At 40.5% G+C, this 18,100-nt stretch carries 17 protein-coding genes and 1 tRNA gene; 8 read left to right on the top strand and 10 right to left on the bottom strand.

Translation table 11 applies throughout. The annotated features are described in order from the left end of the window. Nucleotides 1–5: 5 nt before the first annotated feature. Both V2H77_RS08365 and V2H77_RS08360 read right to left on the bottom strand, forming a co-directional pair. On the bottom strand, nucleotides 6–983 hold the full coding sequence (locus tag V2H77_RS08365) for a leucyl aminopeptidase (protein WP_341498435.1): 978 nt from the start codon (nucleotides 981–983) through the stop codon (nucleotides 6–8). A gap of 422 nt (nucleotides 984–1,405) precedes the next feature. Next, nucleotides 1,406–2,062 (bottom strand): riboflavin synthase subunit alpha, encoded by a 657-nt coding sequence (locus tag V2H77_RS08360; RefSeq protein ID WP_341498434.1) that lies wholly within the window; start codon nucleotides 2,060–2,062, stop codon nucleotides 1,406–1,408. A 222-nt stretch (nucleotides 2,063–2,284) separates the two neighbouring features. Between V2H77_RS08360 and V2H77_RS08355 the strand changes: the two genes are divergently transcribed. From V2H77_RS08355 to pykF, 3 genes are all read left to right on the top strand, one after another. Beyond that, the gene (locus V2H77_RS08355) at nucleotides 2,285–3,658 is read left to right on the top strand and encodes an MATE family efflux transporter (RefSeq protein WP_341498433.1); all 1,374 of its coding nucleotides are present in this window, start codon (nucleotides 2,285–2,287) and stop codon (nucleotides 3,656–3,658) included. A 170-nt stretch (nucleotides 3,659–3,828) separates the two neighbouring features. Continuing rightward, a tRNA-Val gene (locus V2H77_RS08350) sits at nucleotides 3,829–3,905 on the top strand. 458 nt (nucleotides 3,906–4,363) lie between these two features. Further along, nucleotides 4,364–5,773: a pyruvate kinase PykF gene (pykF, locus tag V2H77_RS08345; protein ID WP_341498432.1), complete on the top strand. Its 1,410-nt coding sequence runs from the start codon at nucleotides 4,364–4,366 to the stop codon at nucleotides 5,771–5,773. 321 nt (nucleotides 5,774–6,094) lie between these two features. On the opposite strand, the gene V2H77_RS08340 is transcribed toward pykF, so the two are convergent. Next, complete coding sequence (locus V2H77_RS08340; RefSeq protein ID WP_341498431.1) at nucleotides 6,095–6,946, bottom strand: enoyl-CoA hydratase-related protein; 852 nt, start codon at nucleotides 6,944–6,946, stop codon at nucleotides 6,095–6,097. A gap of 441 nt (nucleotides 6,947–7,387) precedes the next feature. On the opposite strand from V2H77_RS08340, the gene V2H77_RS08335 reads away from it, so the two are divergent. Next, entirely contained in the window at nucleotides 7,388–7,624 is a 237-nt protein-coding gene (locus tag V2H77_RS08335; protein ID WP_113025437.1) for a major outer membrane lipoprotein, read from the top strand. A 109-nt stretch (nucleotides 7,625–7,733) separates the two neighbouring features. On the opposite strand, the gene V2H77_RS08330 is transcribed toward V2H77_RS08335, so the two are convergent. The 7 genes from V2H77_RS08330 to sufA all read right to left on the bottom strand — a co-directional run bounded on the left by V2H77_RS08330 (nucleotide 7,734) and on the right by sufA (nucleotide 14,835). Then, nucleotides 7,734–8,816 (bottom strand): L,D-transpeptidase family protein, encoded by a 1,083-nt coding sequence (locus V2H77_RS08330; protein WP_341498430.1) that lies wholly within the window; start codon nucleotides 8,814–8,816, stop codon nucleotides 7,734–7,736. Between the two features lie 236 nt (nucleotides 8,817–9,052). After that, nucleotides 9,053–9,469 carry a cysteine desulfuration protein SufE gene (gene sufE, locus V2H77_RS08325; RefSeq protein ID WP_341498429.1) on the bottom strand — a complete coding sequence of 139 codons (417 nt, stop codon included), beginning with the start codon at nucleotides 9,467–9,469 and terminating at the stop codon, nucleotides 9,053–9,055. Between the two features lie 162 nt (nucleotides 9,470–9,631). Beyond that, on the bottom strand, nucleotides 9,632–10,870 hold the full coding sequence (gene sufS, locus V2H77_RS08320) for a cysteine desulfurase SufS (protein ID WP_341498428.1): 1,239 nt from the start codon (nucleotides 10,868–10,870) through the stop codon (nucleotides 9,632–9,634). Then, a complete protein-coding gene (sufD, locus tag V2H77_RS08315; protein ID WP_341498427.1) occupies nucleotides 10,867–12,180 on the bottom strand; it encodes a Fe-S cluster assembly protein SufD in 1,314 nt (437 codons plus the stop codon). Before sufD ends, sufS begins: the two co-directional genes overlap by 4 nt. Then, entirely contained in the window at nucleotides 12,155–12,901 is a 747-nt protein-coding gene (sufC, locus tag V2H77_RS08310) for a Fe-S cluster assembly ATPase SufC (protein ID WP_341498426.1), read from the bottom strand. Before sufC ends, sufD begins: the two co-directional genes overlap by 26 nt. 56 nt (nucleotides 12,902–12,957) lie before the next feature. Further along, nucleotides 12,958–14,454 carry a Fe-S cluster assembly protein SufB gene (gene sufB / locus V2H77_RS08305; RefSeq protein WP_341498425.1) on the bottom strand — a complete coding sequence of 499 codons (1,497 nt, stop codon included), beginning with the start codon at nucleotides 14,452–14,454 and terminating at the stop codon, nucleotides 12,958–12,960. A 12-nt stretch (nucleotides 14,455–14,466) separates the two neighbouring features. Continuing rightward, nucleotides 14,467–14,835: a Fe-S cluster assembly scaffold SufA gene (gene sufA, locus V2H77_RS08300; RefSeq protein WP_265377494.1), complete on the bottom strand. Its 369-nt coding sequence runs from the start codon at nucleotides 14,833–14,835 to the stop codon at nucleotides 14,467–14,469. Between the two features lie 808 nt (nucleotides 14,836–15,643). Between sufA and V2H77_RS08295 the strand changes: the two genes are divergently transcribed. The 4 genes from V2H77_RS08295 (at nucleotide 15,644) to V2H77_RS08280 (ending at nucleotide 17,847) form a co-directional block, all read left to right on the top strand. After that, nucleotides 15,644–15,733: a Hok/Gef family protein gene (locus tag V2H77_RS08295; RefSeq protein ID WP_445935469.1), complete on the top strand. Its 90-nt coding sequence runs from the start codon at nucleotides 15,644–15,646 to the stop codon at nucleotides 15,731–15,733. A 386-nt stretch (nucleotides 15,734–16,119) separates the two neighbouring features. Beyond that, entirely contained in the window at nucleotides 16,120–16,278 is a 159-nt protein-coding gene (locus tag V2H77_RS08290; RefSeq protein ID WP_075262240.1) for a Hok/Gef family protein, read from the top strand. A 766-nt stretch (nucleotides 16,279–17,044) separates the two neighbouring features. Further along, nucleotides 17,045–17,302: a Hok/Gef family protein gene (locus V2H77_RS23605; protein WP_376712532.1), complete on the top strand. Its 258-nt coding sequence runs from the start codon at nucleotides 17,045–17,047 to the stop codon at nucleotides 17,300–17,302. 386 nt (nucleotides 17,303–17,688) lie between these two features. Beyond that, on the top strand, nucleotides 17,689–17,847 hold the full coding sequence (locus V2H77_RS08280) for a Hok/Gef family protein (protein WP_265377493.1): 159 nt from the start codon (nucleotides 17,689–17,691) through the stop codon (nucleotides 17,845–17,847). Nucleotides 17,848–18,100: the final 253 nt, after the last annotated feature.

Below are 18,100 nucleotides of genomic sequence, written 5' to 3'. Positions count from 1 at the left end.
TCCCACTAACGAAAATTATCCACATAACCATTATCAAAGAAAACTGTTTGATCAAATGCTATTTTTCCACCAGAAAATATCAAATCTAAATGATGACTCCCTTTTACACCACCCCCTAAACCAAGATGTAAGCCAGGATGCCGTTCTTCAAAACCCGCATTTCTGCCATAAAGCGCTTTCACTCCGGTGTTAGTACCAATACCGAACTCTTCAACTATTCTATTTCCATGATTATGGTTTAGGTATAAATTAAAATCTCGACTAAATTCATCATTATCACAATCAAACCCAATAATTTCACCCTCTTTTATATTTATAGTCATCATATCATTGACAACCCCATACTTTATAGCAAAGGGGGCCGTACTCAAAAAAGTACCACTAAAGCTAATACTACCGTTAAGGTTCTTTATATGGCTTGCTATTTCCCCAGGAATAACATCAATATTTCCACTGCCATCAATGGAAGTCCACTTATGGTCCTTTTCTAAATAACCGACAATCGAGTTCCCTCTATTATCTGTATATTGAATCTTCTGTGATCGATTTGATAATTCAATAAGTTTTTTATTCCTTTCTGTTATTAACTCTGATGGCTCACTGAACGCTTCAATAAAATGCAAGCCATAATCTTTAAACAGTACAGATTTCTTCCATGATTCGGTAATAAAGCCTCTTATTTTGATTAGATATTCTGGCCCTTGTGGAGATGCATTCTTTAACGTTGATGATGCATAAAGAAAAACAAACAAATCACAATCGGATATTTTTTGTTTTACGTCGTCTGCTGATGTTGCGTCTAACAAAGCGAAATCAGATTTCACATTAAAATTCTTTTTATACACATGCATCTTTTGCGCAATATCGCTATGCTCGGTATCAGATCCGATAAATATTTTTATACATTCATTATTTCTTACTTTATCTGAAATTGCAGGATGACGTGATAAACAGCGATACATATTTTCAAGACTTTTATCCATGAGGATAATCCTGTTTATTTTTAAGTAAGGGGAAACTCCCCTTACTTATATATTAGTAAGATGCCTTAATTATAAAAAGCCATTAAGGCCAAAGTGCGGTACCAAAAGGTACGACAGCTTGGGCATTCATCATTTCAACAGCATCATCGTGTGTAGGTTCTTCAAGCCATTCATCTAACTCAATCGGGTTTTCCATTAAAGTAACCTCTAAAAAATATCACCATAGGGATTGGTCTGCGCTTTACAAGAAAGAACATTAACACAATAATAACAATATTAACCATATTAGTTAATATAATATGCAAACACTGTAATACAAATCACAAAAAGGAGCATCGGTGGGTTCAATACTCCTTTTTAACACAGTTAATTTTGTTTGAAAGCGACAAAGGGAATCCTCCTGCCGCTCCTCAATTTATTGATTATTCTTCTATAAATGTCTCTGGTTGCTGAGAAACAACCCGTTCCTGCTCTTTCTGAGCAAGAACACGCTCCACAGTATCAACAATCGCTTGAGTCTGTGAGTCAATCTCAATATTGACTTTCTGACCAAGGCGCTTTTTACCTAATGTTGTACGTTCCAATGTTTCAGGAATAAGGTGAACGCAAAAACGATTATTAACCACATCGCCAATTGTCAGACTAATCCCGTCGATGCCGATAAATCCTTTATGCAGGATATATTTCATTAATTGCTTATCATGGATACGGAACCATATTTGATGGTTATTTTCTGAAGTGAAAATTTTAACTATCTCAGCAACCGTGATGATATGACCGGACATCAAATGTCCGCCAATTTCATCCCCAAATTTAGCTGCCCGCTCCAGGTTCACATAATCCCCTAGCTGTAAATCGCCAAGATTAGTCAGACGTAGAGTCTCTTTCATTAAGTCGAAACTAATCTCATCGCCTTCTATTTTGGTTACCGTCAGACAACAACCGTTATTGGCAACCGACGCCCCTGTTTCGATACCTGGCAATAATTCAGCCGGGAATTTAACAACATGAGTCCGAAAATTGCTTTTTTCATCAATAGCAACCAAGGGTGCCTTTCCCTGAACGATGCCCGTAAACATAGAAGAACCTCTTAATGACTGTGTATAATTATTAATTAGTTTATATCAAGTTGTCATTGATAAATACCACCTGATCATTTGAATATAAACTCAGCATTATTGTTGTAATATAGTATCAAATAGATACAATACCCCAGTTAGTAAGCGATTGATTTTTCGAAAATCGTTTCTTATATACAGGAGTTTTTCCTAATATTTTCTACTTTTAAAAAGGTGTAATGCGTGCAGAAGTATTTAAAAGAAGCGCGTAGTTTGCTCGCTCTAGGTATCCCCGTCATTATTGCCCAATTTTCACAAACTGCAATGGGGGTTGTGGATACCGTTATGGCAGGTAGCGTCAGCGCAACCGATATGTCCGCGGTTGCCGTTGGCACCTCGATCTGGCTGCCGGTTATCCTATTCGGTTACGGCTTACTATTAGCTTTAACCCCCATTATTGCGCAAATGAATGGTTCTGGCCGCAGGAATCTCATTGCCAAGCAGACTCAACAAGGGTTTTGGCTAGCGACTTTCCTCTCCATTATCATTATCGCTATTCTATACAACAGCAAATTCCTGATTGACAAGCAACATAATATAGATCCGCTTTTAGCAGAAAAAGCGGTCGGATTTATCCACGCAATAATGTGGGGCGCGCCGGGCTTTCTGTTTTATCAGGTACTGCGTAATCAATGTGAAGGTTTATCGAAAACCAAACCGGGTATGGTAATTAGTTTTTTAGGATTATTGATTAATATTCCGATTAACTACATATTCATTTATGGTAAATTCGGCGCGCCCGCTTTAGGCGGTGTTGGTTGCGGCGTTGCTACCGCCAGCGTTTACTGGGTTATGTTCCTACTAATGCGTTGGTATGTGAAGCGCGCATCATCACAAAGAGATATCCGCCCTAAACATCGCTTTGCGGCGCCAGAATGGCATATTCTGAAACGCATTTCAGCCCTCGGCTTGCCTATTGCAATGGCGATGTTTTTTGAAATTACGCTATTTGCCATAGTGGCATTGCTAATCTCGCCTTTAGGCGTTACTGCTGTTGCAGGGCACCAAATCGCACAAAATTTTGGTTCATTAATGTTTATGTTCCCAATATCGTTAGCCGCAGCAACCACTATCCGTATTGGTTATAACTTAGGGAAAAAATCTATTGAGAATGCCCGGATATCAGCTTATACCGGAATTATAGTTGGTTTGATATTTGCTTGTTTAACCGCCACTTTTTCTATCATTCTGCGAGAGCCGATCGCCTTGATGTATAACGACAATCCAGAAGTTATCATCATGGCGTCACATCTGATGCTATTTGCCGCGCTTTACCAATTATCTGATGCTGTACAGGTTGTAGGGGCTGGTGTTTTACGTGGATATAAAGATACGCGTTCTATCTTCTATATCACTTTTATCGCTTACTGGATTCTGGGGCTACCAAGCGGTTATATTCTGGGATTGACCGACTATGTTGTACCCGCTATGGGGCCACAAGGATTCTGGATCGGCTTTATTATTGGCCTGACCGCATCAGCCATAATGATATTCGCCCGTATTTTGTGGACACAAAAACAACCAGACGAGATGGTTTTACAACGTTCAACTCGCTAATTTACTTTCGATAAAACCGGGGATGAATACTTAACTGATGGAATAAACGACAAATTCGCTGTAACAGATGCAAATACGAACAGTTGAGCAATAATTTGTATTATTCCCCTTGCCAGAAGGCTAACTCGCCGTTAATATTCGTCCCCGTTGTCACCAATGCAATTTAGATTGCGTCCGTAGCTCAGTTGGTTAGAGCACCACCTTGACATGGTGGGGGTCGGTGGTTCGAGTCCACTCGGACGCACCAAATCTACAAATGACTCTTCTTATCTTTAGTATCCTTTGGCTGTGTTCAATTTATTTCCCGCACCGAAATGCGCTGCTGTCTGTTAACAAACAGCTTACGCAATGAGTTATAACTCTTCTCTGTTAAGATTTGCATCATTTTTGCAGTTTATCGTTATAATTAATTCATATAATCATTTTTCGATTCATTTCACAGAAATAAGTCTCTATAATACGGCGCAATTTATAGTTGAATGGTTTCAGCTCATTAGGTTTGCCGAACACTGAAAAGTTACAGATTAATCGTATGTATAAACTCGCATAACTCCATGTGCCTAACCTCACACGAAAAGCACTGCAAGTCTTCCCCGCTCTGCCCTTAATGATGTTGCGCAACGTTCAACGCCACATGGTATCTGCGCAAACCATAAAGTTGGCGGTTCACTATTTTATCCAATTAAAACCTGTAGATAGATTGTCATGAAAAAAACCAAAATTGTTTGTACTATCGGGCCAAAAACAGAATCCGAAGAAAAACTCGCCGAACTGTTGAATGCCGGTATGAATGTTATGCGCCTCAACTTTTCACACGGAGACTATGAAGAGCACGGCCAGCGTATTCAAAATATCCGTTCAGTTATGACTAAGACAGGTAAACAAGCCGCTATTTTACTGGATACTAAAGGTCCTGAAATCCGAACTATGAAGCTGGAAGGCGGTAACGATGTCTCTCTAACCGCAGGTCAGACCTTCACTTTTACCACTGACACTTCCGTTATCGGCAATAAAGACCGTGTTGCTGTCACTTACAGTGGTTTCCCTGCGGATCTGGCTCCCGGTAATACCGTGCTAGTTGACGACGGCTTGATCGGCATGACAGTTAAAGAAGTCACTAAGTCAGAGGTCATTTGCCAAGTTTTAAACAATGGCGACCTCGGTGAAAATAAAGGTGTTAACCTGCCAGGTATTTCTATCAGCCTGCCTGCATTGGCGGAAAAAGATAAACAAGATTTGATCTTTGGCTGCCAACAAGGTGTTGACTTCGTCGCCGCTTCTTTTATCCGCAAGCGCTCCGATGTTTTGGAAATCCGTGAACACCTGAAAGCGCACGGCGGTGAAAATATCCAAATCATCTCTAAGATTGAAAATCAGGAAGGTCTGAACAATTTTGATGAGATTCTGGAAGTATCTGACGGGATCATGGTTGCCCGTGGTGATTTAGGCGTTGAAATCCCGGTGGAAGAAGTGATCTTCGCCCAGAAAATGATGATTCAAAAATGTAACATTGCTCGCAAAGTTGTTATCACTGCCACTCAAATGCTCGACTCCATGATTAAAAACCCGCGTCCTACCCGTGCTGAAGCCGGTGACGTCGCCAACGCTATTCTGGATGGTACTGATGCGGTTATGCTTTCCGGTGAAAGTGCAAAAGGTAAATATCCAATAGAAGCAGTGACTATCATGGCAACGATTTGTGAGCGTACAGACCGCGTCATGCCAAGCCGTATTGAAGCCGTCAATTGCCGTAACCTGCGCGTGACTGAAGCGGTGTGTCGCGGCGCCGTTGAAACAGCAGAAAAACTGAAAGCCCCTCTGATTGTGGTCGCAACCTATGGCGGTAAATCCGCCAAATCCATTCGTAAGTATTTCCCTGGCGCCCCTATTTTGGCATTAACCACTAATGAAGTGACTGCTCGCCAATTACTGCTTGTTAAGGGCGTTTCTACCCAAATTGTTAAAGAAATCGCCTCTACAGACGATTTCTACCGCATTGGTAAAGAAGCAGCGCTAGCAAGTGGCTTGGCGGAAAAAGGTGAAATCGTGGTTATGGTTTCTGGCGCTCTAGTTCCAAGCGGTACTACCAACACTTCGTCTGTTCACGTACTTTAATTTAATAAGTTGCTTTATTCCTGAAACACCGTATACATGACGGTGTTTCAGAATATTGAATATACCCGTCATCTTTCAAGTTGCCTCTTTGTTAGCTGCACTCACCCCGGTCACATCGTTATCTATGCTCCCTGGGATTCGCTCCCTTGCCGTCTCGATACATCTTGAAATCCATTGAGTATATGCTAATTAATAATAATGCCATTCCCTGTTCTTTCGCAGTCAGAAAATGGCTTAACCTTCAACAATGATGACATTTCCCAGTATTACATACTTTTTGCTGAGAATTCACTTTGCATGTCATCAATATCCTTACCTTAATCATGGCTCATCAAAAATTTTACCGACTTCACTTAAGTTTTGGAACTCACTGTTTGTTCCGGTCGCTTTCGCTTGAATTGAGCACAGAATATCCTGACGACTAAAAATCGAAGCTTGCAAAAGTGCTATTTGCTGCAATGATTCATAGACACCATGATCACGACTGTAAAGCATAGCTCGTTTAACCCCGTTAATGGCGACAGGAGACCGATCAGCAATACGCCGGGCAGTCGCGAGAGCGCCTTCGATTAATGTCTCTGTAGAAGGGAACACCTTTACCACCAGCCCCAAATCATGAGCTTGAGCCGCACTCAACGTATCCCCAGTCAGGGCAAAATAGCGGGCCATTCCCCCAGGGATCAAATGTTGCAAACGTTGAAGAATACCTAAGTCAGCCATCATACCGATATTGGTTTCTTCTATACGAAACTTCGCATTTTCAGCAGCAAAACAAAAATCGCAGGCAGCAATTAAGTCAAAACCTGCACCAAGACAGGCGCCTTGTACTGCGGCAATAACAGGGAAGCGGGCTCGCTCTAATACGTTTATTGTCTCTTGCATTTGCAATAAGCTGAATTGCATCGCTTCCCGCTCATTAGGATTAGCTGTATTAGCTTCTTTGCTAGAGGCAAAAATTTGCAAATCAAGCCCGCCACAAAATGTGTTTCCCTGTGCAGAAATCACCATTGTCCGCACTTCACCTGAACGACTGAGTTGCTCTACTGCCTCAGGAAACAATTTCCAGAACCCAAGCGCCAAACTATTGGCCTTTTCGGGACGACTGAGTTGCAAATGAGCGACTCCGTTGTCAATGTTGATGTTAAAATATTCGTTAGATTGATCAGTTAACATAACAAACTCCTCTTACCAGTTTAAATTTGAGCCTAGGATTCAACCTGAACATTGTCAAGTTGTTCATCTACAATAAGATTCAATTAACAAATTTGTTTTAAGAGAAACCCTAAATTTATGTATAAAAAATGACTTCATTAAAAGAGATGTCGCGATAGTTCAATAGACGCAAGATGACCTGAATGTTGTATTTTTTATTTATAAGAATTTTTAACTAAAATTATTTCGAAGAATATCATTCCCTCATGCAATAGGCTTTTTTTGATTAAAATGTTACTCAACGGTTTTGTTTTTTTACATTCAGATGAAAATTATCCACTTGTTAAAGAGAAAAATTGAAATAATTGGTTTTCATGATAAAAATTTATTCTCTTTCTAAAAAACTTTGTGTAATACTTACATGGCTACTTGGAGATTAACTTAAATCTAGAGGGTATTATAATGAATCGTACTAAAATTGTACTGGGTGCAGTAGTTCTGGCTTCTACTCTGTTGGCTGGTTGTTCAAGCACTGCTAAGGTTGACCAACTGACTTCTGATATTCAGACTCTGAATGCAAAAGTTGATCAACTGAGCAATGACGTGAACGCAGTACGTACTGACGTTCAAGCCGCTAAAGACGATGCAGCTCGTGCGAATCAGCGTCTGGATAATCAAGTTCGTTCCTACAAAAAATAATTTTTTGTAATTATGTACAAAAATGGCGCACAGTCTATCTGTGCGCCATTTTTTATCATCGGATTCTGTTAGATAAATATTTGCAGATTCCCGTGTCCACAATAAAATATTAATTTGCCCGATAGATTGGCCCAGGTTGATATAACGGTGGTAATGTAAACGATTCAGATACATCTTTATTCACTGCTTGTTCTGTCCCTTTAACATCATCTTCCACCCGCACGATATTCTCTTCTCGCAACTCCTGTTGTGTTTCATGTTGCGTTTCAGGCTCTATGTCTTTACTTACCAGTACCGGCATACCAGAACGGCGTACTATCGCTTGTTCAGCAATATTTTTATCCGTTTCGCTATTATCAATGAACTTATTCAAATCGGTTGATCGAACAATAGGTAATGTCTGTGGATCATCATTCTCTTTCTTAGACAACGGCTGGTGTACTTCAATATAACGCTCACCATTTGGTTCTACAGAATACTTAACTGCTTCATTGATAATCTGTACTCGCGTTCCACGGGGCACTGTGTTGAATAACGTTTCAATATCATCAGGACGTAAACGGATACACCCCGAACTCACTCGCATACCAATGCCAAAATCAGCATTAGTGCCGTGAATCAAGTATTCTCCGCGCCCGGCAGCTAAACGCAACGCAAATGCGCCCATTGGATTTTCCGGGCCAGCTGGAACAACCGCAGGTAAGGTAATCCCCTGTTCAGCATAATGCTTACGGATATTCTTAGTCGGCGTCCAAGTTGGATCTTTAATTAGCTGACTGACAGATGTTGTCATCACTGGCGTATTACGACCAAGCTGTCCAATACCAATCGGATAAACGATGACTTTATTTTTCCCTTTAGGAAAATAGTAGAGTCTGAGTTCTGCAAGGTTAATCACCATCCCCTGCCTCGGTGTATCGGGCAACAACATTTGTGATGGAATAATCAGTTCAGAACCCGGAGTAGGCAAATAAGGGTCAGTGCCTGGGTTAGCTTCCAGCATTGCCAGTAAACCAATTTCATATTCGGCAGCAATGGCCTCCAAAGAACGTCCATCATCGGGCACTACCAATGTCGTATTTTCGCCAATTAAACGGCTATTGGCCGCTGGCAAAGTATATTCTGTGGCGCTAACGGTGTTAGCTAGCCCACTTAATAATAACACGCCAATAAGCGTTAAAACTCGTTTCATGCTTGCTTCCTGGAAATGACTTCTAAATGTTATCGAATAAATTTAAGTACATACCCTATAGATTTCAAGATGCATCGCGACGGTAAGGGAGCGAATCCCCGGGAGCATAGATAACTATGTGACCGGGGTGAGCGAGTGCAGCCAACAAAGAGGCAACTTGAAAGATAACGGGTATAAAAGGTTGAAGCCTTATTGCGTATATTATCAGTAGCGAAAGAAACGCGTAAGACTGGCATTTAAACCATTTTACTTGTCCTGTTTCGGATGGCGCATATCATCGCATGTAGCCCCTGAGTACGTGAGGGCGTCAGATGTTGCTCCAAAGACAATTTTCCAAAATATTCAGTCACATCCAAATCCAGAATTTCTTGAGGTGTTTTATCCTGAAAAAGGATAAAGACAATCGCCACCAATCCTTTAACAATAGCGGCATCACTGTCGCCAATAAATTCTACTTTGTTTTGGTGATTCGTTTTCAGCAGTATCCACACCTGGCTCTGGCAACCTGCGATTAAATACTCAGGTTGGCGTTGTTGGTCAGTAAGAGGAGGCAATCTTGCCCCTAGTTCAATCATATAGAGATATCTTTCTTCCCAGTTCTGACAACGGGAAAAATTACGTAACAACTTATTTGTGTCGGGCAAACTTGCCATGACTTTTTCCTTATCACCCTTTCGATCTATACCCTATGGATTTCAAGATGCATCGCGACGGCAAGGGAGCGAATCCCCGGGAGCATAGAAAACTATGTGACCGGGGTGAGCGAGTGCAGCCAACAAAGAGGCGACTTGAAAGATAACGGGTATATAACCGGCTCAACCCAGTAACTTTTCTATTCGCTGCAATCCAACAACAAGCGCATCAATATCTTCTTGCGTAGTATAAATCGCCAATGACGCCCTACACATGCTGGAAACGTGATAATGCTCCATTAAAGGAAGAGCGCAATGATGTCCGGTACGGATCGCTATTCCATATTGATCAAGGAAGCTTCCCACATCATAAGCATGATGCTGACCAAGGTTGAAAGCAATCACTCCCTGACGTTGTTCAGGGCCATACAATTTCAGGGTTCTGACCTCTTTTAGCCGTGTCATTGCATAATCCATCAGAGCCTGCTCATGTTGCTGAATTTCATCTAGCCCAAGTGAAACGACATAATCAACAGCAGCGCCAAGCCCAATAATTCCCGTCATATTTGGGGTTCCCGCCTCAAATCGCCACGGTGGTTCTGCATAGGTTATGCCATTTTGCAAGCTGACCTGTTTTATCATCGCGCCGCCCCCTTCCCAAGGCGGCATAGCATCCAGCAAAGATTTGCGCCCATAAAGCACGCCAATACCTGTTGGGCCATATAATTTGTGGCTGGAAAAAACATAGAAATCGCAGTCCAGATCCTGCACATCAACTTTCTTATGCATAATGGCCTGAGCGCCATCGACCAGAATATGTAACCCGCTTCCCTGCTCATCAGCCAATTTTCTTGCCTGCTTTATGATTTGACGTACAGGATTCACGGTACCAAGCACATTAGAGAGATGAGTAAAAGAAAGTAATTTAGTACGTGAATCAATCAAAGAGGCTAAAGCCGCTTGATCTAACTCGCCATTTACGTTCAGCGGCCATACTCTAATTTCAAATCCAATCTGCTCTGCCAACATATACCACGGAACAATATTGGCGTGGTGTTCCATTTCAGTAATAACAATATTATCGCCGCTATTGATAAACCTGCGGCCATAACTGTTAGCAATCAGATTAATCCCTTCCGTCGTACCTTTGACGAATACAATCTCTTCACTGCTTTGAGCATGAATAAATTGCGAGATCTGGTAGCGAACATTTTCAACCATCCGGGTAGCCGCAGAGCTGAGGGTATGAATTCCCCGGTGAACCGCCGCATACTGATGCAAACAAAATTCACTTTCTCTTTCAATAACTGCAACCGGCTTTTGAGCACTGGCAGCACTATCAAGATAAACCAGTGGATGTCCATTAACCTGTTGAGTTAACACCGGGAAATCTTGTCGCACCTTTTTTACAGAAAAAGTCATTTTTCTACTCTCGCTAAACGGTGCTTAATGTGTTTCATGACAACACTTTTCAGAGATTCATCTTCAATAGATTCCGTCAGCTCCGCGGCAAAAGCAAATACCATCATATGTTCCGCATCACATCGGCTGATACCACGTGATTGCAGATAAAATAGTTGTTCCTGATCTATTCGGCCAACGGTCGCACCATGACTGCATTTCACATCATCGGCATAAATTTCCAGTTGAGGTTTGGTATCGACTTCCGCCTGTTTACCTAACAACAAATTGTTATTAGTCATTTGTCCGTCAGTTTTCAATGCATGAGGCGCTACCTTAATCATACCGTTAAATACGGCTTTGCTCTGATCCATCACAATGGTTTTATGCAACTGACGGCTTTCACAATGCCCTTTATTATGTTCCAAATAAGTACGAGTATCAGCGACTTCCTTTCCTTGTGGCAACAGTAAGCTATTCAACGACAGATTAGCCCCTTCGCCATTCAACTTAACACTGGTATTGTGTCGGACAAGTCCAGAACCCAATAAAAAGCTGGTGCTTTTTACTTGAGCATCACGACCAACCACAATATCGTTATGCGCAAAGTGATAACTTGCACTGTTCTCAACTCCCAGTTTTATATGGGCAAGATGAGCATTGTTCCCCACTTCCGCAGTTAATCGGCCTCCTGTCATATGAGGTTGCTGCTCATCAATACTGACGAAGTGTTCAATTACGCTGGCACTGGCATTTGTCCCTACAGCAATGTGGTAGCGATAATGACTGGTATTCAATGCTTCGCTACGATGACCGCTGGTTATATTCAGCAGGTAAAGAGGCTTTTCTGCCACTTGCCCGGCCTTTAATGTAATAACCAAGGGCTGTGGAGCCAAACTTTCTGTTAGGTGCAGAAAGATCTCACCCTGTATCGGTGCTGGAAGCCCGCTTTTATTATCCAGTAAATTTAGCTGGTATGGTCCAAATTCATAGGAACTCAGTAAAGGTGAAAAACAACCATCCACCATAACGACACGCCAACAATCCATTGGAATCGCCAGTTGTTCGCATTGCGCTGCGGTCAATTCCCAAGTTTTGCTGCTGTATTGCTGATTTAACAATTTATCCAGCGGTGTATAACGCCAATCTTCATGTTTGAATTGAGGAAAACCGGTTCGAATGACCTGTTGCCAATGCAAACTGGCATGAGATGAATCCTCACCATGACGGCAGTGATACAAATCAGTAAAACGTGCTAATGCTTGCTGGTTACGTTCTGCAACCTGCCGCATCTTTTCAGCTCTTTCACTGTTGGTCAATAAGCCAGCCATAACCTTGCTCCTCCAACTGTTTCGCCAAACTGAAATCACCGGATTTAATAATTCGTCCCTGATAAAGTACATGTACAAAATCAGGTTTCACATAATCCAAAATACGTTGGTAATGGGTCACAATAATGAATGAGCGGTTTGGATCACGTAAAGAATTCACGCCATTAGCCACAATTTTCAATGCATCAATATCCAGTCCTGAATCTGTCTCATCCAGAATACAAAGTGTCGGCTCCAGCGCGGCCATTTGCAGAATATCGTTGCGTTTTTTCTCACCACCGGAAAAACCGACATTGACTGAACGTGTCAGTAAATCCGGCGGCATATCCAATAATTCAATTTTTTCTTCGATAAAATCGGCAAAATCAAAGCGATCCAACGGCTCCTGATGGCGATATTGGCGAACAGCGTTCACTGCGGTTTGCAGGAAAAATTGATTACTGACACCCGGAATTTCCACCGGATATTGAAACGCCAAGAAAATTCCCTCCCCGGCTCGCTCTGATGGCTCCAATCCAAGTAAATCTTTTCCTTTAAAGGCGATTTCACCATCATCAATTTCATACTCTTCACGGCCAGCTAACGTTGCTGATAATGTACTTTTACCGGAACCATTCGGCCCCATGATGGCATGGATTTCACCCGGTTTAACTTCAAGATTTAATCCTTTTAGGATTTCATTACCTTCAACACTGACTCGTAAATTTTTAATACTTAACATATTACATGCCTTCGAACGACTTAACGTTCTGTCATAAAAAAGGGAAACAGGAAAACTCATCCAACGCTGTGTTCAAGGCTGATTGCCAGCAATTTTTGTGCTTCAACGGCAAATTCAAGGGGAAGTTCAGAGAACACATCCTTACAGAATCCATTAACAATCATGGAGATCGCATCATCTTCACTGATGCCGCGCTGCAAACAATAGAACAATTGATCTTCACCAATGCGGGAAGTTGTCGCTTCATGCTCCAATTGCGCCGTATTGTTCTGTACTTCTACATAAGGGAATGTATGCGCGCCACATTCAGTACCAATCAGCATGGAGTCACATTGGGTATAATTACGAGCGTTTTCTGCCCCCGGTAATATTTTAACCAATCCGCGATAACTGTTTTGACTACGCCCAGCCGAAATGCCTTTTGAAATGATGGTTGATTTAGTGTTACGGCCAATATGGATCATCTTGGTGCCGGTATCAGCCTGTTGAGTACCGTTAGTCAGAGCAACGGAGAAAAACTCACCAATTGAGTTATCCCCTTTCAGGATTACACTGGGATATTTCCAGGTAATTGCAGAACCTGTTTCCGATTGAGTCCAGGACATTTTGGCATTTTCGCCCTCGCATAACGCTCTTTTAGTGACAAAGTTGAGAATCCCGCCTTCACTTTCCCCCCCTGAGAACCAGTTTTGTACCGTGGAATATTTCACTTCGGCATCTTTATGGATAATCACTTCGACAACAGCGGCATGAAGTTGATAGCTATCACGCACCGGTGCAGAGCATCCTTCTATATAGCTGACATAACTGCCTTCATCAGCAATTAAGATAGTGCGCTCAAATTGCCCCGTTTTCGCAGCATTGATACGGAAATAGGTGGATAGCTCCATTGGGCATCGAACCCCTTTTGGCACATAAACAAAAGTGCCGTCAGAAGCCACTGCGGCATTGAGCGCAGCAAAAAAGTTATCGTGGCTTGCAACCACGCTGCCGAGGTATTTACGGACCAATCCGGGATATTCCTGTATCGCTTCACTAAATGAGCAGAAAATAATCCCTTCTTTCGCTAATTTATCCCGATAGGTGGTTGAAACAGAAACGGAGTCAAAAATAGCATCTACCGCAACAGCCTCGCCTTCCCGTACAGGAACACCCAACTTATCAAATGTTTCTTCAATTTCTGCGGTTAAATAGCTACTAGCTTGCTCCGCTCCTGTCTCTTGAACAGCACCAGATTGTGAATTGCAACTATCGCCACAAGCACCGCATGAAGGGGCTGAATAGTAACTGTAGTCCTGATAATCAAGATTGGGATAATTCGCTTTTAACCAATGAGGTTCTTCCATTCCTAGCCAATGGCGATAAGCCTCTAGCCGAAATTCAAGCATCCATTCGGGTTCATTACGTTTTGCGGAAATGGCCCGCACAACGTCTTCACTCAAACCTTTAGCTAACTCATCCGTCGCCACCTGAGTGAAGAAGCCTTCTTTATAACGATGACCGCTGAGCCAGGTCTGCACATCATCGCTGATTTCTACATTGCTCTGAGACATATATTGGTACACTTATATACCAAAGCTCTCACCACACCCACAGGCATGTTGTGCTTTTGGATTATTGAATTTAAATATCTGATTTAAACCTTCACGGACAAAATCCACTTCAGTGCCATCGATAAATGGCATTGCTTTCAGAGGCACATATAGATGTGCTCCTTCATTCTCATACATTAGATCATCAGGCGCGGGATCATTAACCATCTCAAATACATAGCCAAAGCCGGCGCATCCTGATTGCTTAACCCCCAGATATAATCCTTTACTTTGTGGGTTTTGCTGCATCAACTTGAGAATCTGCGCTGCGGCTCTCGCGGTGATAGTAATTCCCTGCCATGCGGTTTCATTCAGAGAAAAGGTTTCAACACTGTTTGTCATAGTTGACCTCACATTTGTTCTATAGCTATTCTTGCCGCCGTTATCGGAGTGCTCTCTCCCCCGTATAATGGTAATGATAACCTTTATCACTTCAACCATTTGTTTTAAGAGGATATACCTTAAGAAGGTTAAATTTTATTCGAATACGATAATTTATGTTCATTTCATATGAAGGTATCTCTTTAATTTACTGTTTTATCTATAAATTATTAGTTTGATCAATTGTGCTATCCTTTACTTATTGGCGTAAGACAAAAGCACAAAAAGTTCATCAGAAATACCATTTGATGTAAGCTTCCAGATATACGGGAGAGTAGTTCCTCTCCTAGTATGAAAATAGCAGTCAACCAGATAAAATTGACATAGTTAGCCGGAAATGCAAAATAGAGGTTGTCAGTATGATGATAATAGATGTAAATAGAATTTCTATTTAATCGAGACAATTAATTAAACGAATTAAAAAATAATTTAATCTATATATCCCATTTTCAACATTAATTACTTTTCTTATTAATAGCTTCACTAACTGGCTAATTTAATTTAAAGGTATTACTTGACCATAATAAATCTTCTCAAGATATTGCATCCCATATGAATAAACGTATACTGCCTCCGGGTGCTTGAGACTTTCTGTCTTGAGCATGATGTTCTAAGCAAAAATTATGTTTCAGGCAGAAAGAAAAAAGCCCCATCCGACTATTAATCGAAATGAGGCTATTCCTATGCTCAGCAACATAAGGCTAGCCTCTTACCTGATAAAAAGCAAGGAGAGAAAAGCCATGAAGCCGCAAAAATCGTAATATTTAGTTTGATCGTTATTTGTGTGACATTATTCTTGTTCACATGGATAACAAGAGGTTCACTCTGTAAACTCCATATCAAACGAGGTAATACCTAACCATTATGATTATAATATATGAAAATAGAACTTCTATTTAATCGACTCAATTAATTAAACGAATTAAAAAATAATTTAATCTATATATCCCATTTTCAACATTCCTTCCTTTTCTTATTAATAGCTTCACTAGCTGGCTAATTTAATTTGAAGGTATTACTTGACCATAATAAATCTTCTCAAGATATTGCATCCCATATGAATAAACGTATACTGCCTCCGGGTGCTTGAGACTTTCTGTCTTGAGCATGATGTTCTAAGCAAATATTATGTTTCAGGCAGAAAGAGAAAAGCCCCATCCGACTATAAATCGAAATGAGGCTACCCCTAATGCAAGACAACATAAGGCTAGCCTCTTACCTGAAAAAAAGCAAGGAGAGAAGGCGATGAAGCCGCAAAAAATCGTAATATTTAGTTTGATCGTTATTTGTGTGACATTACTCTTGTTCACATGGATAACAAGGGGTTCACTCTGTAAACTCCATATCAAACGAGGTAATACCGAGGTTGCGGCAATCATGGCTTACGAATCCAGCGACAGGTAAGGCAACCTTAGGCGGGAGATTTTTACTCCCGCCCTTTTAGATGTTGTTATAACTTAGTTCTCAGGCACCCTTCATATTTTAGTGGAATTAAACAGTAATTAAAGCCACTGGAATCTTAGCATTAATTGATATATCGGCATTTACAAATTTAAGTAAAATTTTTTAATTAGTTATTTATCTATTCCAATATAGATCTCCTTAATATAATTCAACATTTAAATTCATCGAATATATATAAGAAACTCAAACAACCCATAATATTATAAAAATATCGATAAACTCCATAAATATCTATACTTCTTAAATGTTATTGCAACTCAATTCAATTACCGTAAAAAATAAATTTTTCACTTAAATATCAGGTTATTCCACATCAATAACCTACTTCTATTTTTTTATATTTTATTCAAGAAAACCTGATGTGGTTAGCCAAGAGTAAGAGGATATATACTGATTAACGCAAGACAAAAGCACAAAAATTTATCAGAAATACTATTGATGCGAGCTTTCAGATACACAAGAGAATGACTTTATCCTCGGTATAAGAGTTTCAATTTAATCGACGCAATTAATTAAACGCATTAAAAAACAATTTAATCTATATATCCCATTTTCAACATTGATTACTTTTTTTATTAATAGCTTCACTAACTGGCTAATTTAATTTTAAGGTATTACTTGACCATAATAAATATTTTCAAGATCTTGCATCTGATATGAATAAAAGTATACTGCCTCCGGGTGCTTGAGACTTTCTGTCTTGAGCATGATATTCCAAGCAAAAATTATGTTCCAGGCAGAAAGAGAAAAGCCCCATCCGACTATTAATCGAAATGAGGCTACTTCTATGCGTAAACAACATAAGGCTAGCCTCTTACCTGACAAAAAGCAAGGAGAGAAGGTGATGAAGCCGCAAAAAATCGTAATATTTAGTTTGATCATTGTTTGTGTGACATTACTCCTGTTCACATGGATAACAAGGGGTTCAATCTGTAAACTCCATATCAAACGAGGTAATACCTAACCATTATGATTATAATATATGAAAATAGAATTTCTATTTAATCTAAGCAATTAATCAAACGCATTAAAAACCATTTTATCTATATATTCCATTTTCAATATTCCTTCCTTTTCTTATTAAGAGCTTTACTCGCTGGCTAATTTAATTTGAAGGTATTACTTGACCATAATAAATCTTATCAAGATATTGCATCCCATATGAATAAACGTATACTGCCTCCGGGTGCTTGAGACTTTCTGTCTTGAGCATGATGTTCTAAGCAAAAATTATGTTTCAGGCAGAAAGAGAAAAGCCCCATCCGACTATAAATCGAAATGAGGCTACTCCTAATGCTGAACAACATAAGGCTAGCCTCTTACCTGATAAAAAGCAAGGAGAGAAAAGCCATGAAGCCGCAAAAAACCGTAATATTTAGTTTGATCGTTATTTGTGTGACATTACTCTTGTTCACATGGATAACAAGAGGTTCACTCTGTAAACTCCATGTCAAACGAGGTAATACCGAGGTTGCGGCAATCATGGCCTACGAATCCAGCGACAGGTAAGGCAACCTTAGGCGGGAGGCTTTTACTCCCGCCCTTTTAGATGTTGTTATGGCTTAGTTCTCAGGCACCCTTCATATTTCAGTGGAATTAAACAGTAATTAAAGCCACTGAAACTTTAGTATTAATGGATATATACTGGCATTTACAGATTTGAATAAAAATTTTCAATTAGGTTTTTACCTATTTCAATATTAATTTTTCAGTATAATTATACAATTAAATCAAACAACCCATAATATTATAAAAATATCGA

This window comes from Photorhabdus sp. P32, assembly GCF_038085095.1.
Classification (GTDB): Bacteria; Pseudomonadota; Gammaproteobacteria; order Enterobacterales; family Enterobacteriaceae; genus Photorhabdus; species Photorhabdus luminescens.
The sequence above is the reverse complement of the archived record's forward strand: the minus strand, read 5'-3'. Positions and strand labels throughout refer to the sequence as shown.

Bases quoted from the DNA above. Each gene is read 5' to 3' on its own strand.
- V2H77_RS08365 (WP_341498435.1), bottom strand. From the start codon at position 983: ATGGATAAAAGTCTTGAAAATATGTATCGCTGTTTATCACGTCATCCT.
- V2H77_RS08360 (WP_341498434.1), bottom strand. From the start codon at position 2,062: ATGTTTACGGGCATCGTTCAGGGAAAGGCACCCTTGGTTGCTATTGAT.
- pykF (WP_341498432.1), top strand. From the start codon at position 4,364: ATGAAAAAAACCAAAATTGTTTGTACTATCGGGCCAAAAACAGAATCC.
- V2H77_RS08340 (WP_341498431.1), bottom strand. From the start codon at position 6,946: ATGTTAACTGATCAATCTAACGAATATTTTAACATCAACATTGACAAC.
- V2H77_RS08335 (WP_113025437.1), top strand. From the start codon at position 7,388: ATGAATCGTACTAAAATTGTACTGGGTGCAGTAGTTCTGGCTTCTACT.
- V2H77_RS08330 (WP_341498430.1), bottom strand. From the start codon at position 8,816: ATGAAACGAGTTTTAACGCTTATTGGCGTGTTATTATTAAGTGGGCTA.
- sufE (WP_341498429.1), bottom strand. From the start codon at position 9,469: ATGGCAAGTTTGCCCGACACAAATAAGTTGTTACGTAATTTTTCCCGT.
- sufS (WP_341498428.1), bottom strand. From the start codon at position 10,870: ATGACTTTTTCTGTAAAAAAGGTGCGACAAGATTTCCCGGTGTTAACT.
- sufD (WP_341498427.1), bottom strand. From the start codon at position 12,180: ATGGCTGGCTTATTGACCAACAGTGAAAGAGCTGAAAAGATGCGGCAG.
- sufC (WP_341498426.1), bottom strand. From the start codon at position 12,901: ATGTTAAGTATTAAAAATTTACGAGTCAGTGTTGAAGGTAATGAAATC.
- sufB (WP_341498425.1), bottom strand. From the start codon at position 14,454: ATGTCTCAGAGCAATGTAGAAATCAGCGATGATGTGCAGACCTGGCTC.
- sufA (WP_265377494.1), bottom strand. From the start codon at position 14,835: ATGACAAACAGTGTTGAAACCTTTTCTCTGAATGAAACCGCATGGCAG.
- V2H77_RS08290 (WP_075262240.1), top strand. From the start codon at position 16,120: ATGAAGCCGCAAAAAATCGTAATATTTAGTTTGATCGTTATTTGTGTG.
- V2H77_RS23605 (WP_376712532.1), top strand. From the start codon at position 17,045: ATGATATTCCAAGCAAAAATTATGTTCCAGGCAGAAAGAGAAAAGCCC.
- V2H77_RS08280 (WP_265377493.1), top strand. From the start codon at position 17,689: ATGAAGCCGCAAAAAACCGTAATATTTAGTTTGATCGTTATTTGTGTG.